Consider the following 23736-nt stretch of genomic DNA (forward strand, 5'->3'; position numbering starts at 1 on the left):
TTTCAATGTCAAATTAATCTTCTTGAACTTCAGGCAACTGTTTTGCTAAATAAATAGCCAATACCCCTACAAGAGATAATACAAGGATTATTCCACCAAGTCCTATAAAAGAACTAAGTGTTCCAATTAGACCACTTAAAAGTAAGATAAAGCCTATTAAAGTATTACTTACAGCAACGTAGTCTGTTCTTTTATTTCCTTCTGCTAAATCAGTAATATAAGTTTTTCTACCTATTCTAATACCTTGATATCCAATACTTAAAATAAAATAGATAATAGGCATAATCCAAATGATAGAAAATAACTCTTTATAAAAAAAGTCTATGAAAACTACTATAAAACCAACTGTAGTTGCAATAGTTGCTCCAATAATCATAACCCTCTTACTAGAAACATCAGAAAACTTACCCCAAAAGTTTGCAGATAACAAATCAGCTAAACCACTAGAAAGAATAAAAAGACCTAAAAGGTAAGCATTTGCATCACTATTTTGTTGAGCAATAATTACAAAAAAAGGTGCAGATAAAACAGAACAAAGAAACAAAGCTCTTGTAATAACAAATAGTCTAAAAGGTTTGTCTGTTTTTAAAATACCAAGTTTAGAAATAGCTACAGTAAAAGCATTTCCTCCACCATCAGTCTCTCCTGGATACTCTTTTATTTGACCATAAGTAATAGAAGCTAATATCCAAAAAAATCCTGCAAGAGAAAGTAAAACCCCAAAGTTTTGTGCTGAAAATGGTTTTTCACCATTTAATAAAAAGTAAACTCCCAGCACTACAACAAGTAAACCTGCAAGCATAGCTGATAGACCATTTAGTGCTCCACGTCTTGTTTTAGGAATAGTCTTTCCTACTACATCTTTTGCAGCAACAGAGCATAAACCCCTTGCTAAACTCATAGCAATAAGTAAAGCAATGATTGAAAGTCCAGCATTTAAGCCTTCCATATTCCAAGCAACTAGGGCTATCCCAAACATACACAAGGCTTGTAGAAAAGTTCCTAAAGACCAAACCCATTTTCTAATGGGAAGTTTTCTAACATAGGCAGCTATAAATAGTTGAGGAAGTAAGGAACCTGATTCTTTTATTGGAACTAAAAAACTAATAAGAAATAATGGAACATTTAAACTCTCCATTATCCAAGGTAAGACAACTTTTGCATTTGCAACTGCATCTGCAAGTTTATTAAAAAAATAAGAGATAATAGTAAGAAGGAAGTTGCCAGGGACTACCTTGCAAGCTTTTTCATCAATGGCTTTACAAACTCTGGCATCTTCTTCATTTACAAGTTTATTGTAAATATTATCAGGATTGATTTTCTTTAAAGGCATTTTTATCCTTTTTTATAAGGCTTTAAATCCTTCTTCTAAGTCAAGTGTACCTTCATAGAATGCTTTTCCTACGATTACACCTGCGATATTCCCATTTGCTTTACAGTTTGTGATATCATTGATATCTTTTACTCCACCAGAAGCAATAGTATCAACACCAGATGCAAGTGCAATTGATTCAGTAAACTCTACATTTACACCACAAAGCATTCCATCTTTAGAGATATCAGTACAAATAATTGCTTCAACACCTGCATTTGCAAACTCTTTGGCTAAATCAGTTGCTTTCATAGTTGATACTTCTGCCCAACCTTCAACTGCAACCATTCCATTCATAGCATCAATTCCAACAGCGATTGGATATTTTGCTGCCATATCTTTTACAAACTGTGGATCTTTTACAGCAATTGAACCTAAAATAAGTCTATCAATTCCAAGTTCAACATACATTTTGATTGTTTCTTCATCTCTGATACCACCACCAACTTCGATTTTTAGATTACAGTTTTCTTTGATTTTTTTGATTTGTTCTAGGTTTGCTGGTTCTCCTGCAAATGCACCATTTAAATCAACAACGTGAACCCACTTACTTCCTAATTCTTCAAATCTTTTTGCAACTTGCCAAGGCTCATCTGAATAGATTTTTGCACTATCCATAAGTCCTTTACTAAGTCTTACAGCTTTTCCATCTTTAAGATCAATTGCTGGTAAAATATCCATTTCATTCCTTTAAAAATGTCCCATTTTTAAGGGACCTTGTTTTTGATAATTTCTTTTAGCAGGATTTATAAAAAATCCTTAAAGAAGCAAATTCTAAAGGGGTAAACGAGTTTCCCTTTAAGCCTTATTATTTAATATTCATAAAATTTTTAAGTATTTTTAATCCATTATCGTGTGATTTTTCTGGATGTGGTTGAAAACCATAGATGTTCTCTTTATGTACAGCACTTACAAAATCATATCCATACTCTGTAGTTCCAATTACATTTTTAGAATCCGTAACTGCATGGTATGAGTGTACAAAATATAGATATGGATTTGTTAATCCTTCAAATAGTGTGTGCTCATTTGAAGTTTTAATTACATTCCAACCCATATGAGGAACTTTTGTATCTTCGTGCATTTTTGATTTATCAAATTTAACAACTTTTCCATCTACTAAACCTAAACCTTCATGTGCTCCAAACTCTTCTGAGCTTTCAAAAAGAAGTTGCATACCAAGGCAAATACCAATCATTGGTTTTCCACTTTTAGCAAATTCGTAAATTGCTTCTTTCATTCCAGTTTGATTAAGATGTTCCATTGCATCACCAAAAGCACCAACTCCTGGTAAAATGATTCTATCAAAGTTTTTTAATTCATTAGGGTCTTTTACAAAAGAAGCTTTAGCATCAATTAAATGACATGCATTGTAAACTGAAGCAAGATTTCCCATATTGTAGTCAATGATTCCAACCAAAATTATATCCTTTAAAAAAATGAGATTATACTAAATTTTTGCATCAGCTAGGGTTAAGCAGAAGAGAACTTGGTTATTTTTTTCTTCACAAGCTTTTTTAGCTTCAAGGATAGTTGTTCCAGTTGTTATTAAATCATCCACCAAAATAATACTCTTATTTGACACTTTAATATCAAATTTTCTTTTGTTCTTTTTTCTAAACTCTAAATCTTTTCCTGCGTATTTGACTATATTTGTAGCTTTACATTTTCCATAAAGAGGTTTTATGTATTTTGATTTTAGATGTTTTGATAAAATAGCAGTTTGGGAGAACTCATGTCTAGTATGTTCATCTATTCCTATAGAGTAAACCAATTGCTTAAATTCAAAATTTTGTGCAAATTTTTTAAATGATAGTTTTCCTAAAGTATTAAATACTCTATCTCCATGAAAATAGTATTTTGAAGTTAAAAACTCTTCAATTTCTGTAAAAGAGTAAAAGGAATAGTTATAAAAACCATCTGCTAGTTCTCTTTTATGAAAAGAGGGCGTTAATAGCTTCTCTTGACAAGTTTTACATATAATATTTAGACTAAAGGTTTCACAAGATAAACATTTCATAATAATTTATATTATTAGTATTTGGTTTATAAACTAATAAAGTTTTAAGTTTATATAACATATGATTACTTATTCATATGTACATATAAAGGATTTTATAATGAGTAATGAGTGTTGTGACCATTCAAATGAAGTAAAAAAAGTAAAAGAAACATTGATTAATGAAGAGACTTTATACGATGTTGCAGAGCTTTTTAAAGCTTTTGCAGATACAACAAGAATAAAAATTATCTCAGTATTAAAAGAAGAAGAGTTATGTGTTGGAGCTATAAGTGAACTTATAAATGTAAGTCAGTCTGCTGTTTCTCACCAATTAAGAGTATTAAAAAATTCAAAAATTGTTAAACCAAGACGTGAGGGAAAGCAAATGTATTATTCACTTGATGATGAGCACATTAAAAAAATCTATGATATGGGATTAGAACATATCATAAAAGGCTAAGAGGAATAATCTATGCAAAAAGTTAAATTACAAAATTTAGATTGTGCAAATTGTGCAGGAAAAATAGAAAAAAGATTAAACGAATTAGAAGAATTATCAAATGTAAGACTAAACTTCTCAACATCAACATTAAGTTTTGAACAAAATACAGAAGATAATTTATTAGACAAGATTGAAAAAGAGATTCAAAATATTGAAAGAGAAGTATTTATTGTAAAAGATGGAACTAAAGGTCAAAGAACTTTTTGGCAATTACTTGACAAAAAACTTTTAGCTATAACAGTTGTTTCGATTGTATTAACATATATTTCATATAACTATATTCAAAATGATGTTTTACAATTAGCTGTTTATCTAATAGCATACTTTTTAGTTGGATGGGATGTTTTATATAAGGCAGGAAAAAATCTACTAGGTGGAAAACTATTTGATGAACACTTTTTAATGTCCATTGCAACTATTGGTGCATTTGGGCTAGGAGAGTATGTTGAAGGTATTGCTGTAATGATTTTCTACCAAGTAGGTGAGATGTTCCAAGGTGTTGCAGTTAATAATTCAAGAAATAGTATTAATGCTCTAATAGATATAAAGCCAGAGTTTGCAAATGTTAAAGAGGCTGAAAAAGTAGTTCAAAAATCTCCTGATGAAGTTAAAATAGGTGATACTATATTAGTAAAAGTAGGGGAAAAAGTTCCAGTTGATGGAGTACTTTTAGATAGCTCTTGCTCTTTTGATACAAGCGCTATTACAGGAGAGTTTAAACCTAAAACTATAAAACAAGATGATGAAGTACTAAGTGGTTTTATCAATCTTTCAAACGCTACTTATGTAAAGGTGCAATCTTTATATAAAGACTCTACTGTTGCAAAGATCATTGAGATGATTGAAGGAGCAAGTTCTAAAAAAGCAAAAGCAGAAAAGTTTATTACAAAATTTGCTTCAAGATATACTCCTATTGTAGTAATACTTGCTGTGATGTTAGCCCTAATTCCTCCTATGATTATAGAAGGGGCTTTATACTCTGATTGGATTGAAAGAGCATTGGTATTTTTAGTTATATCTTGTCCTTGTGCTTTAGTTGTATCTATTCCTCTGTCATTTTTCTCTGCAATTGGAGCAGTATCAAAAAGAGGTGTTTTAGTTAAAGGTGCAAACTATATAGAGAAACTAACAGAGATAGAAAATATTATCTTTGATAAAACAGGAACACTTACTCATGGTGTATTTGAAGTAACAAAAGTAAAAGCCTTTGGTATGGATGAAAATGAGCTTTTAAAAGTTGCTACATATGCTGAGAGTTTTTCAACTCATCCAATTGCAAAATCAATAGTCTCTTCATATGGCAAAGAGATTGATTCAAAAGCAATAGCTTTACATGAAGAGTTAAGTGGTTTAGGAATAAAAGCACAAATAGACTCAAAAGAGGTTTTAGTAGGAAATGATAGGTTACTAGAAAAGTTTGGAGTAAAAGTAGATGAAAATATTGAAGAAGAATTAAATGTAGTATTTATTTCTATTAACTCACAATTTGCAGGATATATTGTAGTAAGTGATATTATAAAAGTAGAAGCAAAAGAAGTAATATCTGAACTTAAAAACTTAGGTATTGAAAAAACATATATGCTTACAGGAGATAAAAAAGAGGTTGCTTTAAATGTAGCAAACTCTTTAGGAATTGATGAAGTTAAATATGAACTTCTACCACAAGATAAGTTATCAAATTTTGAAATTATAAAAAAAGATACAAATAAGGTCACTGCTTTTGTGGGAGATGGTATCAATGATGCTCCAACACTTGCTAACTCTGATGTAGGTTTTGCTATGGGTGGAGTTGGTAGTGATATTGCTGTTAAATCTGCTGATGTTGTAATTTTAAATGATAATATCAAATCAATAAGTGATGCAATTAAGATTGCGAAGAAAACAAAGGTAATTGTATATCAAAATATTGTATTTATCATGGCTATTAAAGTTGCATTTTTAGTTCTTGGAGCTGGAGCTATGATTAGTATGAAAGAGGCAATTTTTGCTGATGTTGGAGTTGCATTATTAGCAATTTTCAATTCAATGAGAATACTTAGAACTATAAAAGATAAACCAAAAGAATCAGTGTGTGAAGATAACTCTTGTAGTGATAATAGTTGTTCTACTGAAATAAAGAGTGAGAAGAAGAAAGAAGAGACTACAAGTTGTTGTAGTGGAAATTCTTGTTGTTCTTAGTATGATACTTTTTTTATAAAAAGTATCGCAAAAAAGCGTGAGCAGGGATAAAAATGACGCTATAAAAATTTTAAAATACAGAAATTAAAAAACTCAGCCTAAAGGCTTCAAACAGTTTTAATTTCTTATATATTTTATGCATTTTTAATTAACGCTATTTTTAAATGCTCACAATGAAATAATCCAAACTTTTGTTATAATATTTTAAAAAGGAATATTAATGCCAGATATAGGAAGTGTTTCAGCTGCAATTGCAACAATTAAAACATCAATTGATATTGCAAAAGTTATAAAAGATAGTAATAACTCTCTAGATGAAGCAGAAAGAAAATTAAAAATTGCAGATTTAATAAGTTCTTTGGCAGATGTAAAAATTGAATTAGCAGAAGTTCAAGATTTATTAAGAGATAAAGATAGTGAAATTAGAGATTTAAAAGAAAAAATAAATGAAAAAGAGTCTTTAATTTTTGATGGAAAATTTTATTGGAAAGATGGAGATAAAGTTCCATTTTGTACAGTTTGTAAAGAAAAAGAAGAAAAGTATCATCATTTAACATATGTTAAAAATAATAGTTGGGGACAAGAATTACATTATTGTAAAATTTGTAACTCAAAATACTATGGCTAAAATTTAAGATTTTATGTAGATTTAAGGCGAAGAGGGTTGTTGAGTATAGAAGCTTAGTAAACTAAGTGACTATACGAAACGTTCCTCTTCAACGCAGAAGATGCGTTAAATATTAGATTTTAAGAACTGCCATGAAAGCCTCTTGCGGTACATTCACTTTACCAATAGCTTTCATTCTTTTCTTACCAGCTTTTTGTTTCTCTAAAAGCTTTCTTTTTCTTGTAATATCACCACCATAACATTTAGCAGTAACATTTTTACCTGTAGACTTAACAGTTTCTCTTGCAATAATATTTGAACCAATAGAAGCTTGTACAGCTACTTCAAATAGTTGTCTAGGAATTAATTCTTTAAGTGCTTTAATAAACTCTCTACCTTTTGATAATGCTTTGTTTTCAGGTACAATAATTGATAGTGCATCAACAACTTCACCCGCAACTTTAATATCAAGTTTTTGTAAAACACCTGGTCTAAATCCAACTGGTTCATAATCAAATGAAGCATAACCTTTTGTAGTAGATTTTAATTTATCATAAAAATCCATTACAATTTCATTCATAGGAATATCATACTCTAGTAAAACTCTTTTTCCAAGATAGTCCATTTTATTTTGGATACCTCTTTTGTCATTTAGAAGTTTAATAACATTTCCTAAGAACTCATCAGGAACTAAAATTGTAGCCTTTACGTATGGTTCAAAAATAGTATCAATATTATTTGGTTCAGGAAGTTCAGATGGATTTTGAATTTCAATTCTTTCTCCATCATTTTTAAGTACTTCATATACAACTGTTGGTGCAGTTGCAATTAAGTCTAATCCAAACTCTCTTTCTAGTCTTTCTTTGATAACTTCCATATGAAGCATACCTAAGAAACCAGCTCTAAATCCACTTCCAAGTGCAGCTGAAGATTCCGGTTCAAAAGAGATAGAAGAGTCATTTAGCTGAAGCTTAGTTAAGGCTTCTCTTAAGTCTTCAAACTTATCTGTTTCGATTGGGTAAAGTCCTGCAAATACAAATGGTTTTGCAGGTTCAAATCCATCAATAGCCTCAGCTGTTGGATTTTTTGCATCAGTCATTGTATCACCAACTGCAATTCCATCAAGAGTTTTAAGACCAAGAACTACAATACCAATTTCACCAGTTTTAATCTCTTTTGTCTTTTCTCTTTTTAGTGGATGAGGATACATTAAGTCTAAAACAGGGTGTTCAACTTTTGTATTCATCATTTTAAGAACTTGACCTTTTTGAATACTTCCTTCATAAACTCTTACAAGTGCTAACGCTCCAAGGTAGTTATCAAACCATGAATCATAAATAAGTGCTTTTGTTGGAGCATCTTCATCTCCTTGTGGAGCAGGTACTCTATCAACAATTGAGTCAATTAAATCTTTTACTCCAACACCAGTTTTTGCAGAGATTAGGTTATGTTCTGTACAATCAAGACCAATAGCCTCTTCTGTTTCTTCTAAAACTCTCATTGGGTCAGCACTTGGTAAATCGATTTTATTTACAACTGGTAAAAGCTCTAAGTCATTATCTAAAGCAATATATACGTTAGCAATAGTTTGAGCTTCAACACCTTGTGTAGAGTCAACAATAAGTAATGCACCTTCTGATGAAGCTAAAGATCTACTTACTTCATATGAAAAGTCAACGTGACCCGGAGTGTCAATAAGATTTAAGACATACTCTTCGCCATCTTTGATATATTTTAATCTTACACTTTGAGCCTTAATAGTAATACCACGCTCTTGCTCAATATCCATAGTATCCATCATCTGTGAAGATAATTCTCTATCTGTAACAGCTCCACACTCTTGAATAATTCTATCAGCTAATGTAGATTTTCCATGGTCAATATGGGCAATAATACTAAAGTTTCTAATATTTTTTTGCAAAATTAAATTCCTGTAATTGAAGTATTTATATATTAAATTTCGCGATTATATCTAAAGTTTTGTTAGTTACTAGTTAAGTTTTTGATTTAGTGAGGTAAAGTACAGGAAGATTCCTGTACTTAAGTGTTAAGAATTATCTGTAAATAGAACCTTCAACTCTTCTGTTTTCAGCTCTACCTTCTCTTGTTTCATTTGTTGCTTTAGGTTTAGACTCACCATATCCTGTTGAGTTAAGTCTTGATTTATCAATACCTTTTTCCTCTAAAGCTTTAACTGCAGCTGCAGCTCTTCTTTCAGATAGGTCTTGGTTATATTTTTCAGTACCTACTGAATCTGTATGTGCTTCAATTTTTCCTTTTACAGAAGGGAATTTTTTCATGAAGTCAGCAAATTTTGTGATTTTTGAATCGTACTCATTGTTAATTCTTGCACTATCAAAATCAAAGTTGATGTTTAGGTTTACTTTTAAAGAACATCCATTTTGGTCAACGATATCACTTTTTGGAGTATCTGGACATTTATCTTTAATATCAGGAACACCATCACCATCAGTATCTGCTAATTTTGCAATTGAAGGTTTTGGTTGAACTTGTGGCTCTTCTTTTGGAGCTGGAGCTGCTTTTTCACCAAATGGAATTGCTAAACCAACAGTATATACTAAGTTGTTATCTCTATCGTTAGTATTAATTAAGTGTCTAATGTCAGTTTTTAATGCCATATCATTAGAGAATTCATATCTTAAACCAATACCATAGTTTCCAAATAAAGCAGTCTTGTTTCCAAGCTCTTCATTTTCAAAATGCTCTAAACCAAAACCAACTAATCCATATAAAGATGTATTATCTGTTAGTTCATAGTTTTTTACAAAGTTTGTAAATAGTCTTGTAATATCAGTATCTCTATCAATACCATCATAATCAACTTCTTCTAATGAAGTTAAAATACCTACTTCGATTTGGTCATAAACAGTATCATCAAAGTTTACACCAAAACTTAAACCACCGATTGCATAATGATCGTCATCTAAGTTTAGATTTCCTTCAGCAACATTTCCACCAATCATTGGTGTAATCTCATATTTGTAATCACTGTTTGCCGCGAAAGCAAGTGATGCACATAAGGCTGCAGATAATATAATCTTTTTCATGTTATTTCCTTTTGTGTTTATTTACCATCATAACTAAAAAGTAATTAATTTAGCTTTTAAATAATTATTTAGTTATATCTAGTCAATAAAAATTGAGTTAACTGATTCGTTATGTGTAATTCTTCTAATAGTCTCACCCATAATTTTAGCAGCACTTAAAACAGTGATTTTATCACTCTCTCCATGCATTGGAATTGTATCAGAGATAATTAACTCATCTAATGTTCCATTGTTAATTCTATCAAATGCAGGTCCTGAAAGTACACCATGCGTACAACAAGCCATAACTGAAGTTGCACCTTTTTTCTTTAATACTTCAGCAGCTTTTACTAAAGTACCAGCAGTATCAACCATATCATCTACTAAGATAACATCTTTACCTTCTACATCACCAATGATATTCATTACTTCAGCAACATTTGCTTTTTCTCTTTTTTTATCAACAATTACTAAGTCATATCCTAATTTATCAGCATATGATCTTGCTCTTGCAACTCCACCAATATCTGGACTTGCAATAATTGGGTTTTTAAGATTTTTGCTTCTTAAGTGGCTAACAAATAAAACAGAACCATATAAGTTATCAACTGGAATATTGAAGAACCCTTGAATTTGTGCAGCATGTAAATCAATAGTAATCATTCTATCAATTCCAGCAGCTTCTAACATATCAGCAACTAACTTTGCAGAAATTGGAACTCTAGGAGCAGCTTTTCTATCTTGTCTAGCATATCCATAATATGGAATAACAGCAGAAATAGACGCAGCACTTGATCTTTTAAGTGCATCAATCATAATTAAAAGTTCCATTAAGTGGTCATTTGTTGGAGCACATGTAGGTTGAACGATAAATACGTCTTGTCCTCTTACACTCTCTTTAATTTGCACAGAGATTTCACCATCACTGAATTTGTTTATAGAAGCTTCTCCAACTTCAACGTTTAGGTATTTCCCAACTTTTTTAGCAAATTCAGGGTTCGCAGTACCACTAAAAAGCTTATATTTTGACATTAGATTTTCCTTATGTGTAGTAAGTATTTAATTTCGTGATTTTAGCTAAATACTTCTTATATTGAATTTATATATAAAAGAATAAAAAATATATATTAGAAATGTCTAATAAATATACAAAAATAGTGTTTACAAATTTTATGGTTATATTACAATTGTTGCAACATATTTAAAGGAGATTTATGAAAAAGATTAGCATTTTAACTTGTGCATTATTATTAGGAACATCAACACTGTTCGCGGCAGATACAATTGATGAGGCATTTAAAAGTGGAACAGTAAGTGGAGATATTACTGTGCATACAGTTAAGTATGATAATGAAGGTGTTGCAGATTCTGGATTTACAGCTGGTACAGTTGGTTTAGCTTATGAAACTGGAACATTTAATGGATTAAGTGCAAAAATGGCTTTTAGAGCAAACCATGAATTTTCAGAGGTGGAAGAGGATGATTATGAGGGTTCATTTGCCCACGATGCTCTTATGACTGAAGCATACTTAAAGTATGCAAATGAGTCTTTCTCTCTTACTGCTGGTAGACAAGCAATTGATTTAGAGTGGTTAGGAGATTATAATGAAGCAGTTGTTGCAGCTATTACAGTAGTACCAGATACAACAATAGTTTTAGGATATACAGATAGACAAGCAGCATCTGATGAAGATGAAAGTAGTGATTTCACAGAATTAACAGAAGATGGTGCATATGTACTAGATGTAAAATATAATGGTATTGAGTCTTTAGAAATCAATCCTTATGCATACACTGCGCCAGATGCTGTTGATTTTTATGGATTAAAGACTTCATTCTCAACTGATATGTTCTCAGCCGTAGCTCATTACGCTGGAAGTAGTGTTGATTCTGCGATGAAAGATGCAACAACTGATGATGGTAATATCTTAAATCTTGAAGTAGGGGCTTCAATTGAAGACTTCTCAGCGGCACTTGGATATATCAAAACTGATAAAGATTATGGAGTTGGTTTAATGGATACATATGGTGATAACATTAACCTAATGGATTCAGGTAACCAAATTTATGCAGCAGATGCAAAAACTATTTATGCTTCATTAGGATATGAAATTGCAGGTGTTGGATTAGGGGCATTATATTCTGATACAGAGTATGGAGCAGATGAGTTTGATGAAAAAGAGTTAAATATTACTGTTTCTTACTCTTTTACTGATTCATTAAGTGTTGGATTATTATATGCTGATATTGATGCAGACAGTGATGATGCAGACTCTAATGACAGTACTTATGGAAGTTTAACACTATCATATACATTTTAATTAAAAAACTAAGAGGCTTACCTCTTAGTTTTATTATGAAGTAGATTTAATCCAAGCACTTCCAATAACTTTATTTCCTTCATAGAAAACAGCTAATTGACCAGCTGCAACTGAAAATGCAGGTTCTGTTAGAGAAATCTTTGCTTTATTATCTTCAATTGTTACTTTACAAGGAACTGAAACTGACCTATATCTTAGTTTTACAGTACATTCAAACTCTTTTTCATCAATAAACATATTTAAGTTTTCAGCTTCTACACTGTTTACTTCTAAAGCTTGTTTTTTACCTACAATGATTGTATTATTCTTTGGGTTTAGTTTTGTAACAAAATGAGGTTCTTGGGCTCCATAAACTGTGAAACCTCTTCTTTTCCCAATTGTATAGTGCATATAACCTTTATGCTCCCCTACAATATTTCCTTTTTCATCTAAAACTTTTCCTGGAATTTCAATGTTTGCATGTCTTTTTACAACATCTGTGTAAACAGTCTCAACAAAACAAATCTCTTGAGATTCATTTTTTTCTGTAATTCTTTTATAAGCTTTATCAAGCTTTGCACCAAATTTAATGATATCTTCTTTTTTATAAGTACTTAATGGAAACATCATATATGGTAAGGCTTCTTTATCTACTTGTGATAAAAAATAGCTTTGATCTTTTGTATTATCATCAGCTTCATAGATAAACTTTCCATCTGTTTTTACATAGTGACCTGTAGCTAAATATGAAGCATTATGTTCTTTTGCAAAATCAAGCATAGCTCCAAATTTAATTTGTCTATTACATTTTACACATGGGTTTGGTGTTGTACCTTCTAAGTAAGAATCAACAAAATAGTCATATACTTCTTCTTCAAATTTTTTTGATAAATCTAATACATGATATTTGATATTTAAAAATTTTGCTACATCTTCAATATAAGATAGATTTTGCTCATGATATCCATCAGTTCTATTGTGAAGTTTTAAGTAACATCCCTCAACTTCGAAACCTTCTTTTTGAAGCATATAGGCTGTAACGGAAGAATCAATTCCTCCGCTCATGCCTACCATAACTTTTTTATTTTTATTTGTAGTCACTTATAAAACCACCACCAAGACAATACTGTCCATCATATAAAACAAGACTTTGTCCTAGTGTAACAGCTCTTTGAGGTTTATCAAATTTAACTAAAACTTTATCTTCATTTATTTCAACTACTGTACAAGCTTGCTTTTGTTGTCTATATCTTATTTGAGCTACTAATTTATCACCAATTTTGGGTGCCTCTTCAAGTACCCAGTGCATATGAGAAGCTTTAACTGTTTCACTCATAAGTAGTGGATGGTTTGTATCTTGAACTACTGTTAAGGTATTATCTTCGATATTTTTCTTTGCAGCATACCATGATTTGTGAGTGTTATTCTCACCTTCAAGTCCTTTGATTCCACCAAGTCCAATACCTTTTCTTTGACCTAATGTGTAACAAATAAGACCTTTGTGCTGTCCTAAAACTTTTCCATTTTCATCTATCATATCACCAGGAATTGCTTTTAAGTGTTGAGTAATAAAATCATCAAATCTTTGGTTCCCAATAAAACAAATACCTGTACTATCTTTTTTATCACTTACAGGTAGGTTATTTTCTCTTGCTATTTCCCTAACTTCTGTTTTTGTTAAATCACCAAGTGGGAACATTGCATGACTTAGCTGTTCACTTGAAAGAGCATGTAAGAAATATGATTGGTCTTTTGAACTATCCTTTGGCGTATCTAGTACATAATGGTCTTTATATTTAGCAATCTTTGCATAATGACCAGTTGCAATCATATCTGCACCCATTTTCTTTGCTTCATTTAAAAATACATTAAATTTAATCTCTCTATTACAAAGAATATCTGGGTTTGGAGTAAGTCCTTTTTTTAAACCTTCTAAAAATACATCAAATACTTTTGTTCTGTACTCTTCTACAAAGTCTTTACCTTTTACTTCAATACCGATTAGTTCTCCAACTCTTTTTGCATCTTCAAACTCAATTCTGTTAGGACATTGGCTACCTTTGATACCATACTCCCAGTTTCGCATAAATAAGCCTACTACATCATAGCCTTGTTGTTTTAATAGTAATGCTGTAACAGAAGAGTCAACACCACCTGACATACCAACAACAACTTTCTTTTTCATTAGTTAACCTTTCTAAAATTCTTTGAACAAAAGATAATATCTTTTTGTTAAGTATTTATCTTTGTGTTTTTTATAATTTATTCATATAATTTAAAGGAATAATCACTGATTCTCTATTGGCCCAGTCTTTATGAGGAATAATAAGTTTTTCTGTATTTATTTTTTTATTATCAAAAAATATTATATCTATATCTAAGGTTCTAGGCGCATCTTGAAAGGACCGCTTTCTTCCAAATCTATTCTCTAACCTTTGCATATGTTTTAAAAACTCATTAGGTGCAAGATTAGTTTTAAGTTGTATTATACCATTTAAAAATGGTTTTTGTTTTAAATATCCAAAAGGAGGATTTAAAAGTAGGGGAGAAGTTATAAGCAAATCAAATTTGTTATTTTGATTTAGTGATAATAATAGCTTATTAAAAAGCTTTTTAGTATCTCCTATATTTCCCCCAATACCTATGGTTACAAGATATTTTTTATGTGATTGAAGGTTAAAAACTCTTGGAAAGTTTGTAGAATAAAAAAGGGTTAATTCTTTAGATAATGTTTTTTTCATAATTTTATTTTTAATATAAAACTAATTAAGTTAGTCAAGATTTGTTTTTAACTATTTTAATTTTATAAAATCTCTGCCTTTCCATTTTTCATAACAACAGTATCTTCAATTCTTACTCCAAATTTATTCGGAAGATAAATACCTGGTTCTATAGTAAATACCATATTGTCTTCTATTATTACATCAGATTTACTGTTGATATTTGGGAATTCATGAATATCAAGTCCCACACCATGACCTGTACTATGAACAAAATATTTTCCATAACCTGCTTTTTCAATTACATCTCTAGTAAGTTTGTCAATTTCACTAGCTTTCATACCAACTCTTGCTTTAGAAATAGCATTTAGTTGAGCTTTATATACTAAGTCATATATTTTTTGCTCTTTTTTATTTTTAAATTTTTGTTCCCTTTTAAAATTAAAAGTTTCAAAATCAACATGAGCTGTACAAGTTCTATCGGAACAATATCTTTTATATTTTACTCCAGCATCCACAAGAAGTAAATCATGTAGTTTTAGTTTCTTTTTTGTAGGTAGGGCATGGGGTTTTGCTGCATTTTCATTAATAGCTACAATTGGGTCAAAACTTAAATCATATTTTCCTGTTTGTGACATTTTTTCAATTGCTTTAAAGTGTAAAAAATTTTCTTTTTGATTAAAACCATTTTTTCTAATATATTTAGCCAGTTCTTTAAAACCTTTTTTACCTATCATTGAAGCTTTTTTTAGGAACTCAATCTCTTCATCTGTTTTGATTATTCTTTTTAGTTTTGAAAAGTTTTCCCTTTGAATAAACTCTATTTTTAAACCATTTGTTAGTTTTTGGTGTAAAGAGTAAGTGAAATCATTTGGATCAAATACTATTTTTTTGATTTTAGATTTTTTCAATACTTTTTGAGCATCTTTTACTAAATCAGAACTCTCTATAACTTGACAATTTTTTGCATACTCTTTAGCTTCAATTGTATATCTAGCATCTGTGATAAAAAAACTATCTTTTTCTAGTTTTATAAATATTACATTGTCACAAGAGAATCCACACTCATAGTAGATGGCGTTTTCGTTTAATAATAAATAATTCCTCATAATTCATCTTTCATTAACTAAATTTTAAATATAATCTTACCCAAAAATCATAAAAGGAATATAATATGAAAATTGCAGTTATTCAAGGTCCAAATTTAAATATGTTAGGTGTTAGAGAACAACATATTTATGGTCCTATGTCTTTAGAACAAATTCATGAACAAATGAAAGCTAGTGCAGCACAAAATGATGTTGAATTAGAGTTTTTCCAATCAAACTTAGAAGGTGAAATCGTAGATAGAATTCAAGAGTGTTTAGGTACAGTTGATGGTATTTTAATTAATCCAGCAGCATTTTCTCACACATCAATTGCTATTAAAGATGCACTAAGTGCAGTAAATCTTCCAACTGTAGAAGTACATATTTCAAATATTTATAAAAGAGAAGAGTTTAGACAAAAATCAATCACTGCTGGTGCATCAACTGGTGTTATCACAGGATTTGGTCCATTCTCTTACCACTTAGGACTTATCTCTTTAACTCAAATTATTTCAGAAGTTAAAGCAGCTCACCATGCACAACAAGAAGCAGCAGCTAAAGCTCAAGCACAAGTAGAAGAGAAGTAATTAATGAAAATTCTAAGTGCCTCATGGATAATAACTTGCAATGAAGATAGTGCCATCATAAAAGATGGTGCTGTAGTTTTTGATGAAAAAATTATTGATGTGGGTACTAAAGAGTTCATTGAAAATAAATATCCAGAAGTTGAAATTGAGTCTTTAGGTGAAAACTCAGTTTTAATGCCAGGACTTATAAACTCTCATGTCCATTTAGAGTTCTCTTCAAATGCAACAACTTTAAAATATGGAAACTTTATGCAGTGGCTAAACTCTGTTATTGCATCAAGAGAAGAGTTAGTTGAAAAAGCAACTAGTAAACTTATCTCTAAAAAGTTATCTAAGATGCTTAAAAGTGGTACTACAACAATTGGAGCTATCTCTTCATACTCACTTGATATAGAACCATGTGTGAAAACTCCTATTAATACAGTATTTTTTACTGAAGTAATTGGAAGTAAGGCTGATATGATAGATAACTTATTTGCAGATTTTAAAGCAAGATTAAATACAGCAAAAAAGAATGAAAGTAAAAATTTTATTCCAGCAATTGCTATTCACTCTCCATATTCAGTACATCCATTTTTAGTAAGGGAGACTTTAAATCTAGCAAGAGAAGATAAGTTAGCAGTAAGTTCACACTTTTTAGAATCTCCAGAAGAGTTTGAGTGGTTACATCGTGATGAGGGTGGTTTTTTAGAGTTTTTCAAAAACTTTTTAGGACAAGAAAAAAGTGTTACAAAACCAATGGAGTTTTTAAATCAATTTAAAGATATAGATAACCTATCATTTACTCACTGTGTGGAAGCAAGTGACAATGACTTAAAAAAGATAAAAGAGTTAAATGCTTTTGTAAATCATTGTGTAACTTCAAATAGATTGTTAAACAACACAAAGTTAGATATAGATAGATTAATTGATTTAAAAGTACCATTTACAATTGGTACAGATGGACTTAGTTCAAATAACTCTTTATCAATGTTTGATGAGTTAAGAAATTGTTTAATGATGCATGTGGATAAAAATCCAATTTCCTTTTCAAAAAGTTTACTTCAAGCGGCAACTATAAATGGTGCAAAAGCTTTAGGTTTACAAAAAGGACAATTAGTAAAAGAAAAAGATGCAGATATTATAGCAATCAACTTACCAGATAATATCAAAGATGAAGAGGATTTATGTATGAATGTAATTTTACATACTAAGTTTGTAAGTAAAGTTTTTATTGGAGGACAAAATGCTTAATTTTTTTAAAAAACTTTTTTATCCTATTATTGCTATTTTAGATTTTATTACGAAATATTTTAAGACAATAGTTTTCTTAACAATTGTTTATTACTTTGTATCAACTTCAAATGAAGCAAATATTCAAGAAGGAAGTTTTGAAACTGCTAATTTACAAAAGATAGAACTATATGGTCCTATTTTAGATTCGCAAAAAGTTTTAGCTCAAATAAATGAAGCTAAAAAGAATAATAACATCAAAGGTGTACTGCTTGATGTAAACTCTCCAGGAGGAGCTGTAGCACCATCTGTTGAAATAGCTTATGCAATTAAAGAGTTAAATGCTTTAAAGCCAGTTGTAGCTTATGCAAGTGGTGTTATGGCTAGTGGAAGTTACTACTCTTCTATTTGGGCTAAAGAGATTATTGCAAATCCAGGGTCTATGGTTGGTTCTATTGGAGTTATTTTTCAAGGAACGAACTTAGAAGAACTAATGGATAAAATTGGTGTAAAAACTCAAACTGTTAAAGCAGGGAAGTTTAAAGAATCAGGAACACCAACAAGAGCTTGGGCTGATTATGAGAAGGAAGAGTTAGAAAAAGTTATAAATGATACATACAATATGTTTATAACAGATGTAGCAAATGCAAGAGGTCTAAAAGTTCAAGACCACATAAAATTTGCTGATGCTCATATTTTTACTTCATCTCAAGCAAAAGAGGTTGGATTAGTTGATGAGGTTAGTACTTTAACTTTTGCTCAAAATAGAGTAATTGAATTATCAGGTATAGTAAATCCTTCTTGGAAAAAAGAGGATAAATTTGATAAGTTCTTAGATAGAATAATCCAAGAAACAGTATCTAACTTCTCTGTATTATTTGAGGGTGGGCTAAAAGCTTACTAGAAGATAGAATTTTTTAATTCTATCTTTTCTTCTCTTTTTTTTATTACTTTTCAAAAATTGTGTTATAATACGAAAAAATTATAGTAAAAATCTGCATATTCTTCATTTATCACGAATTACTTTTTTAGACTACTAATATATCAAAGGTCATATATGTCATTTACAAAATTAGGGTTAAATCCTAATATTTTAAAAGCGATTGAAGAGCAAGGTTATACAAAACCTACTTTAATCCAAGAGCAAGCTATTCCAAAAGTTTTGGAAAAAAAAGATTTACTTGCAGCTGCACAAACAGGTACAGGTAAAACAGCAGCTTTTACTCTGCCACTTTTAGAGTTTATGAGTTCAAAACCTCATAAAAAAGAACAAAAGGCTTATATAAAAGCACTAATTTTAGTTCCAACAAGAGAACTAGCACTTCAAGTTTTTGAAAATATTCAAGCTTATAGTAAATATCTTCATTTAAAAACAGCCGTAATTTTTGGTGGAGTTGGAATAAATCCACAAAAAGCTAGTTTAAGAAAGGGTGTTGATATCGTAATTGCAACACCAGGAAGATTAATAGATCATATGTCTCAAAACACTATAGACTTATCAAGGGTTGATTTTTTAGTTCTTGATGAAGCTGATAGAATGTTAGATATGGGATTTATTCATGATATAAAAAAAGTTGTAGCAAAGGTTCCAAATCATAGACAAACACTACTTTTCTCAGCTACTTTTTCTGATGAAATAAAAAAGTTATCTAACTCTTTTTTAACAAATCCTCAAACTGTAGAAGTTGCTAGAAGCAATACTTTATCCCAGCAGGTTTCACAAGCTGTTCATTATGTAAGTAAAGAGAAAAAGAAAAGTCTTTTAGCCTTTTTAATACATACTCAAGAATGGAATCAAGTTTTAGTTTTCACACGTACTAAGCATGGAGCAAATAGATTAAGTGAGTTTTTAAATAAGAACAATATTTCATCTTTAGCAATTCATGGAAATAAATCACAAGGTGCAAGAACTACAGCTCTAAAAGATTTTAAGTCAAAGAAAATTAGAGTACTTGTAGCAACTGATATTGCTGCACGTGGTATTGATATTGAACTATTACCTCATGTTATTAATTATGAATTACCAAATGTACCAGAAGACTATGTTCACAGAATTGGAAGAACAGGTAGAGCAGGGAATGTAGGAGAGGCATTATCTTTAGTTTGTGATGAGGAAGCTCAATTTCTAGAAGATATTGAAAAGCTAACAAAAACAACTATTCCCGTTAGAGATGTAGAAGGTTTTACTCTTAGTTCATTAAAAAAGCCAAAGAAAACATCAAATACAAAAAATAAAAATAGTAAAAGAAACTCTACTAAAACAAATGAAAGAAGAACAAAACCAAGTTCAAATAAAAGAGCTAAACATAGCGAAAAAAAAGATTTTAAAAAAGAAGTAGAAGAGTTTATAGATAATAGAAAAAGACAGACTTCTAAAAGAAATTCAAACAGAAAAATTACAGGTAATTATAGAAAAGGACAAGGTAGTAAAAGTAAATAAAAAAAGGCAAGGTGTGTGATTCCTTGCCTTTTTTCTTTTCCCTAGTATGAGTGAGGAGTAATTTCTTACTCAACACCTTTAACGATTTTATAAGTATCGTTTGCGATAACGTATTCCTCATTTGTAGGAATAACGAAGATTCTTCCAGAAGAACCATTTGTAGAAATATCTCTAGCATCTCCACATCTTTTGTTGTTTTTAACTGGGTCGATATTTAATCCCATATAATCAAGACCAGCACAAACTTTCTCTCTAATAATTGCAGCATTTTCACCGATTCCACCAGTGAAACATAATGCATCAACACCATCAAGTGCAGCAGCGTATGAACCAATGTATTGTTTAATTCTATAAGCAATCATATCAACTGCTAATCTACATCTTTCATCACCTTCTTCCATACCTTCAAGAACTTCTCTTAAGTCAGAAGATTTACCAGAAACACCAACGATACCAGATTTTTTGTTAAGTACGTCAAGCATCTCTTTGATATCCCAACCTTCAGTATCCATCATGTATTGAATAGCACCAGCTCCAACGTCACCAGCTCTTGTTCCCATCATTAGACCTTGAACAGGAGTAAGACCCATTGAAGTATCAATACATTTACCATCGAATACTGCAGAAACAGAAGAACCATTTCCTAAGTGACATACGATAATTCTAGTATTGTGTTTTTTATCTAACATTTTAGCAGCTTCGTTAGATACGAAGAAGTGAGATGTTCCGTGGAAACCATATTTTCTAACACCATTTTTAGTATATTGGTCATATGGTAATGCATACATATATGCATAATCAGGCATAGTTTGGTGGAATGCAGTATCAAATACAGCTACATTTGGTTTACCTGGCATTAATTGTTGGCAAATTTCCATTCCCATGATATTTGCTGGATTATGTAAAGGCGCTAATGGAATTAATTTTTTCATAGTTTCAATAACTCTGTCTGTAACCATTACAGAACCAGAGAACTCTTCACCACCATGAACTGCTCTGTGTCCAATTGCTTCAATATCATCGATTGAGTCAATTACTTTTCCTTCACCCTCAGTTAATGTTTTAAGTACTAATTCAATTGCTTCTTTATGAGTTGGCATATCTGCAGAAATTTTTAATTTTTGATCATCACCAAACTCATGTTTAAGTGCACCATCTATACCAATTCTTTCACAGATACCAACAGCTAAAGTCTCTTTGTTGATTGGATTCATTAATTGGTACTTTAATGATGAACTTCCTGCGTTTAAAATAAATACTAACATATATCTTTTCCCTCTTTCTTTCTAAATTTTAAATTAACATTGTGTAGCAGTGATAGCAACTAAGTTAGCGATATCATCAACTGAACAACCTCTTGATAAGTCATTTACTGGTTTTGCTAAACCTTGAACAACTGGACCATGAGCAGCAGCTCCTGCAAATCTTTGAACTAATTTGTATCCAATATTTCCTGATTGTAAATCTGGGAATACAAGTACATTAGCTTTTCCAGCTACTTTAGAGTCTGGCGCTTTTTTAGCTCCTACAGCTTCAACGATTGCAGCATCTGCTTGTAATTCACCGTCAAATTCAAAATCAACATTTCTTTCTGTTAATAAGTCAACAGCATATTGCACTTTGTCAACTAATGGGTGATTTGCACTACCTTTTGTTGAGAAAGATAACATTGCAACTCTTGGGTCTAAACCAACAACTGATTTAGCAGTAGCAGCAGTAGCACTTGCAATATCAGCTAATTGTTCTGCATTTGGTTCTGGAATAACTGCACAGTCTGCAAATAAAATTAATCCATTGTCTCCAAATTTACCGTCAGCTGTTTCCATAATAAATGCAGATGAAACTGTATTTATTCCAGGAGCAGTTTTAATAACTTGAATAGCAGCTCTTAATACGTCAGCAGTAGGTGAGTTTGAACCAGCAACAAGTCCATCAGCTTCACCAAGTCTTACCATCATACAACCAAAAAATCTTGGTTCAGTAGTCATGATTTCTGTAGCTTCTTCTTTAGATAAATTTTTAGATTTTCTTAACTCTACTAATTCGTCAACATATCTTTCAATCCCATCGAATTTCTTAGGATCAATAATTGTTGCACCTTCGATTGAAGCTCCACATGAAGCAGCATCTGCTTTAATTTGTTCTTCGTTTCCGATTAAAACTACATTAGCAGTTTTTTCTTCTAAAACCTTTTGAGTAGCTTGTAGTACTCTTTCGTCTTCAGATTCCGGAAGAACAATAGTTTTAAGTTCTTTTTTAGCATTCTCTTTAATACTTTCTATTAAACCCATCAAGCGTCCTTTTTTATAAAATCAGTAAAAATTATAATATTCAAGCGTAGCATTAAAATAGCATTACCCTGGCTAAAGTGAAAAAGTTTTATACATATTTATTATGTGTGTATAAAAGTAGTACATATCTTTTACATAAGGATAAATTTTTGTGTATTTTTTAGTAGGTGGTTAGAAAGTGGTTAGTAAAAGCATTACGCTTTTACTAAGTTATATGTGTCTTGTGCGATTACTAATTCTTCATTTGTTGGAATAACGAAGATCTTAGTTTTTGATCTATCTTTATTGATTTCTTTAATATCACATGATGTTCTATCTTTGTTTTTATCAGTATCAACTTCAATACCCATAAACTCTAATCCAGAACATACTTTTTCACGGATTAAATCAGCATTTTCACCAATACCTGCTGTGAAGCAAATAGCATCAACACCTTCAAGCATTCCTGCATATGAACAGATATACTTTTTGATTCTATTACATTTCATATCAATAGTTGTTTTTGCTCTTTCATCACCATTTTCACAAGCTTCAATTACTTCTCTTAAATCAGAACTAATTCCAGATACTCCAAGAAGACCTGATTTTTTATTTAAGTAGTTTGTTACTTCTTCTGCTGACATATTTTTCTTTTCCATTAAGTATGCCATAACACCTGGGTCAATATCACCTGATCTTGTTCCCATCATTAAACCTTCTAAAGGAGTAAGCCCCATAGATGTATCAATTGATTTTCCATCTCTTACTGCACATACAGAAGAACCATTACCTAAGTGACATACAATGATTTTTGAGTCATCTTTATTTAAAGCCTCTTTTGCTTTATTTGAAACATAATAGTGAGAAGTTCCATGGAATCCATATTTTCTTACACCGTGGTCTTTGTAATCTTCATATGGAACAGCATACATATAGTTAGATGCAGGCATAGTTTGATGAAATGCCGTATCAAATACCGCTACATTTGGTTTTGTAGGTAAAATCTCTTTAGCAATCTCCATACCCATAATATTTGCAGGGTTATGTAATGGAGCTAAAGGAATTAACTCTTTTAATTTAGAGATAACATCATCATCAACAATAACAGAAGAGTTAAAATATTCTCCACCATGAACTACTCTATGACCGATAGCCTCAATTTCATCAATAGAGTCAATAACTTTTGTTTCCCCCGAAGTTAAAGTCTCTAATACAACTTCAATTGCCTCTTTATGAGTAGGCATATCTATCTCTTTTTTACTCTTTTTGCCTAAAGATTCATGTACAAGTTTTCCGTCTATTCCAATTCTTTCACATAGACCAGAAGCAAGCACTTCACCAGACTCAGGTTTCATAAGTTGATATTTAAGTGAAGAGCTACCTGCGTTTAATACAAGAACTAACATTAGCA

General features: G+C 30.9%; 22 protein-coding genes. 8 read left to right on the top strand and 14 right to left on the bottom strand.

The genetic code is table 11. The features are described 5' to 3' along the window. Positions 1-13 precede the first annotated feature (13 nt). The 4 genes from CRV03_RS12010 to CRV03_RS12025 form a co-directional block, all read right to left on the bottom strand. The gene (locus CRV03_RS12010; protein WP_129085392.1) at positions 14-1333 is read right to left on the bottom strand and encodes an MFS transporter; all 1320 of its coding nucleotides are present in this window, start codon (positions 1331-1333) and stop codon (positions 14-16) included. Positions 1334-1345: 12 nt separating this feature from the next. Beyond that, positions 1346-2053, bottom strand: coding sequence for a 1-(5-phosphoribosyl)-5-[(5-phosphoribosylamino)methylideneamino]imidazole-4-carboxamide isomerase (hisA, locus tag CRV03_RS12015; RefSeq protein ID WP_129085393.1), 708 nt, complete (start codon positions 2051-2053; stop codon positions 1346-1348). A gap of 127 nt (positions 2054-2180) precedes the next feature. Further along, the gene (hisH, locus tag CRV03_RS12020; RefSeq protein WP_129085394.1) at positions 2181-2792 is read right to left on the bottom strand and encodes an imidazole glycerol phosphate synthase subunit HisH; all 612 of its coding nucleotides are present in this window, start codon (positions 2790-2792) and stop codon (positions 2181-2183) included. Positions 2793-2822: 30 nt separating this feature from the next. After that, positions 2823-3392, bottom strand: a complete 570-nt coding sequence (locus CRV03_RS12025; RefSeq protein ID WP_129085395.1) for a ComF family protein — start codon at positions 3390-3392, stop codon at positions 2823-2825. 100 nt (positions 3393-3492) lie between these two features. On the opposite strand from CRV03_RS12025, the gene CRV03_RS12030 reads away from it, so the two are divergent. From CRV03_RS12030 to CRV03_RS12040, 3 genes are all read left to right on the top strand, one after another. Further along, on the top strand, positions 3493-3834 hold the full coding sequence (locus CRV03_RS12030; RefSeq protein WP_129085396.1) for a helix-turn-helix transcriptional regulator: 342 nt from the start codon (positions 3493-3495) through the stop codon (positions 3832-3834). 12 nt (positions 3835-3846) lie between these two features. Beyond that, complete coding sequence (locus tag CRV03_RS12035; RefSeq protein ID WP_129085397.1) at positions 3847-6054, top strand: heavy metal translocating P-type ATPase; 2208 nt, start codon at positions 3847-3849, stop codon at positions 6052-6054. A gap of 220 nt (positions 6055-6274) precedes the next feature. After that, positions 6275-6682 carry a hypothetical protein gene (locus CRV03_RS12040; RefSeq protein WP_129085398.1) on the top strand — a complete coding sequence of 136 codons (408 nt, stop codon included), beginning with the start codon at positions 6275-6277 and terminating at the stop codon, positions 6680-6682. 112 nt (positions 6683-6794) lie between these two features. Here CRV03_RS12040 and lepA read toward each other — a convergent pair whose 3' ends face one another. From lepA to CRV03_RS12055, 3 genes are all read right to left on the bottom strand, one after another. Next, entirely contained in the window at positions 6795-8582 is a 1788-nt protein-coding gene (gene lepA / locus CRV03_RS12045) for a translation elongation factor 4 (RefSeq protein WP_129085399.1), read from the bottom strand. Positions 8583-8715: 133 nt separating this feature from the next. Beyond that, a complete protein-coding gene (locus tag CRV03_RS12050) occupies positions 8716-9729 on the bottom strand; it encodes an OmpA family protein (RefSeq protein ID WP_129085400.1) in 1014 nt (337 codons plus the stop codon). Between the two features lie 78 nt (positions 9730-9807). After that, on the bottom strand, positions 9808-10740 hold the full coding sequence (locus CRV03_RS12055) for a ribose-phosphate pyrophosphokinase (protein ID WP_129085401.1): 933 nt from the start codon (positions 10738-10740) through the stop codon (positions 9808-9810). 182 nt (positions 10741-10922) lie between these two features. Here CRV03_RS12055 and CRV03_RS12060 point away from each other — a divergent pair, with 182 nt between their 5' ends. Further along, positions 10923-12029: an Opr family porin gene (locus CRV03_RS12060; protein WP_129085402.1), complete on the top strand. Its 1107-nt coding sequence runs from the start codon at positions 10923-10925 to the stop codon at positions 12027-12029. Positions 12030-12062: 33 nt separating this feature from the next. Here CRV03_RS12060 and mnmA (CRV03_RS12065) read toward each other — a convergent pair whose 3' ends face one another. From mnmA (CRV03_RS12065) to CRV03_RS12080, 4 genes are all read right to left on the bottom strand, one after another. Then, positions 12063-13082 carry a tRNA 2-thiouridine(34) synthase MnmA gene (gene mnmA / locus CRV03_RS12065; protein WP_129085451.1) on the bottom strand — a complete coding sequence of 340 codons (1020 nt, stop codon included), beginning with the start codon at positions 13080-13082 and terminating at the stop codon, positions 12063-12065. Positions 13083-13095: 13 nt separating this feature from the next. Further along, on the bottom strand, positions 13096-14193 hold the full coding sequence (gene mnmA, locus CRV03_RS12070; RefSeq protein WP_129085403.1) for a tRNA 2-thiouridine(34) synthase MnmA: 1098 nt from the start codon (positions 14191-14193) through the stop codon (positions 13096-13098). A 70-nt stretch (positions 14194-14263) separates the two neighbouring features. Beyond that, positions 14264-14749, bottom strand: coding sequence for a 2-amino-4-hydroxy-6-hydroxymethyldihydropteridine diphosphokinase (folK, locus tag CRV03_RS12075; protein ID WP_129085404.1), 486 nt, complete (start codon positions 14747-14749; stop codon positions 14264-14266). A gap of 62 nt (positions 14750-14811) precedes the next feature. Then, positions 14812-15837, bottom strand: coding sequence for a M24 family metallopeptidase (locus tag CRV03_RS12080; protein WP_129085405.1), 1026 nt, complete (start codon positions 15835-15837; stop codon positions 14812-14814). 65 nt (positions 15838-15902) lie between these two features. On the opposite strand from CRV03_RS12080, the gene aroQ reads away from it, so the two are divergent. The 4 genes from aroQ (at position 15903) to CRV03_RS12100 (ending at position 20055) form a co-directional block, all read left to right on the top strand. Continuing rightward, positions 15903-16403 (top strand): type II 3-dehydroquinate dehydratase, encoded by a 501-nt coding sequence (gene aroQ / locus CRV03_RS12085; RefSeq protein WP_129085406.1) that lies wholly within the window; start codon positions 15903-15905, stop codon positions 16401-16403. Positions 16404-16406: 3 nt separating this feature from the next. Further along, entirely contained in the window at positions 16407-17636 is a 1230-nt protein-coding gene (locus CRV03_RS12090) for a metal-dependent hydrolase (protein ID WP_129085407.1), read from the top strand. Beyond that, entirely contained in the window at positions 17629-18519 is an 891-nt protein-coding gene (gene sppA / locus CRV03_RS12095) for a signal peptide peptidase SppA (protein ID WP_129085408.1), read from the top strand. Before CRV03_RS12090 ends, sppA begins: the two co-directional genes overlap by 8 nt. A 153-nt stretch (positions 18520-18672) precedes the next feature. Then, entirely contained in the window at positions 18673-20055 is a 1383-nt protein-coding gene (locus tag CRV03_RS12100) for a DEAD/DEAH box helicase (protein ID WP_129085409.1), read from the top strand. Positions 20056-20120: 65 nt separating this feature from the next. Here CRV03_RS12100 and CRV03_RS12105 read toward each other — a convergent pair whose 3' ends face one another. The 3 genes from CRV03_RS12105 to CRV03_RS12115 all read right to left on the bottom strand — a co-directional run bounded on the left by CRV03_RS12105 (position 20121) and on the right by CRV03_RS12115 (position 23731). Continuing rightward, positions 20121-21320, bottom strand: coding sequence for an acetate/propionate family kinase (locus CRV03_RS12105; RefSeq protein ID WP_129085410.1), 1200 nt, complete (start codon positions 21318-21320; stop codon positions 20121-20123). A gap of 33 nt (positions 21321-21353) precedes the next feature. After that, positions 21354-22346: a phosphate acetyltransferase gene (gene pta, locus CRV03_RS12110; protein ID WP_129085411.1), complete on the bottom strand. Its 993-nt coding sequence runs from the start codon at positions 22344-22346 to the stop codon at positions 21354-21356. Between the two features lie 194 nt (positions 22347-22540). Further along, positions 22541-23731, bottom strand: coding sequence for an acetate/propionate family kinase (locus tag CRV03_RS12115; RefSeq protein WP_129085412.1), 1191 nt, complete (start codon positions 23729-23731; stop codon positions 22541-22543). Positions 23732-23736: the final 5 nt, after the last annotated feature.

This window comes from Arcobacter sp. F155 (assembly GCF_004116455.1).
Taxonomy (GTDB): Bacteria; Campylobacterota; Campylobacteria; order Campylobacterales; family Arcobacteraceae; genus Halarcobacter.

Bases quoted from the DNA above. Each gene is read 5' to 3' on its own strand.
- CRV03_RS12010 (WP_129085392.1), bottom strand. From the start codon at position 1,333: ATGCCTTTAAAGAAAATCAATCCTGATAATATTTACAATAAACTTGTA.
- hisA (WP_129085393.1), bottom strand. From the start codon at position 2,053: ATGGATATTTTACCAGCAATTGATCTTAAAGATGGAAAAGCTGTAAGA.
- CRV03_RS12025 (WP_129085395.1), bottom strand. From the start codon at position 3,392: ATGAAATGTTTATCTTGTGAAACCTTTAGTCTAAATATTATATGTAAA.
- CRV03_RS12030 (WP_129085396.1), top strand. From the start codon at position 3,493: ATGAGTAATGAGTGTTGTGACCATTCAAATGAAGTAAAAAAAGTAAAA.
- CRV03_RS12035 (WP_129085397.1), top strand. From the start codon at position 3,847: ATGCAAAAAGTTAAATTACAAAATTTAGATTGTGCAAATTGTGCAGGA.
- CRV03_RS12040 (WP_129085398.1), top strand. From the start codon at position 6,275: ATGCCAGATATAGGAAGTGTTTCAGCTGCAATTGCAACAATTAAAACA.
- CRV03_RS12050 (WP_129085400.1), bottom strand. From the start codon at position 9,729: ATGAAAAAGATTATATTATCTGCAGCCTTATGTGCATCACTTGCTTTC.
- CRV03_RS12055 (WP_129085401.1), bottom strand. From the start codon at position 10,740: ATGTCAAAATATAAGCTTTTTAGTGGTACTGCGAACCCTGAATTTGCT.
- CRV03_RS12060 (WP_129085402.1), top strand. From the start codon at position 10,923: ATGAAAAAGATTAGCATTTTAACTTGTGCATTATTATTAGGAACATCA.
- mnmA (WP_129085451.1), bottom strand. From the start codon at position 13,082: ATGGTAGGCATGAGCGGAGGAATTGATTCTTCCGTTACAGCCTATATG.
- mnmA (WP_129085403.1), bottom strand. From the start codon at position 14,193: ATGAAAAAGAAAGTTGTTGTTGGTATGTCAGGTGGTGTTGACTCTTCT.
- folK (WP_129085404.1), bottom strand. From the start codon at position 14,749: ATGAAAAAAACATTATCTAAAGAATTAACCCTTTTTTATTCTACAAAC.
- CRV03_RS12080 (WP_129085405.1), bottom strand. From the start codon at position 15,837: ATGAGGAATTATTTATTATTAAACGAAAACGCCATCTACTATGAGTGT.
- aroQ (WP_129085406.1), top strand. From the start codon at position 15,903: ATGAAAATTGCAGTTATTCAAGGTCCAAATTTAAATATGTTAGGTGTT.
- CRV03_RS12090 (WP_129085407.1), top strand. From the start codon at position 16,407: ATGAAAATTCTAAGTGCCTCATGGATAATAACTTGCAATGAAGATAGT.
- sppA (WP_129085408.1), top strand. From the start codon at position 17,629: ATGCTTAATTTTTTTAAAAAACTTTTTTATCCTATTATTGCTATTTTA.
- CRV03_RS12100 (WP_129085409.1), top strand. From the start codon at position 18,673: ATGTCATTTACAAAATTAGGGTTAAATCCTAATATTTTAAAAGCGATT.
- CRV03_RS12105 (WP_129085410.1), bottom strand. From the start codon at position 21,320: ATGTTAGTATTTATTTTAAACGCAGGAAGTTCATCATTAAAGTACCAA.
- pta (WP_129085411.1), bottom strand. From the start codon at position 22,346: ATGGGTTTAATAGAAAGTATTAAAGAGAATGCTAAAAAAGAACTTAAA.
- CRV03_RS12115 (WP_129085412.1), bottom strand. From the start codon at position 23,731: ATGTTAGTTCTTGTATTAAACGCAGGTAGCTCTTCACTTAAATATCAA.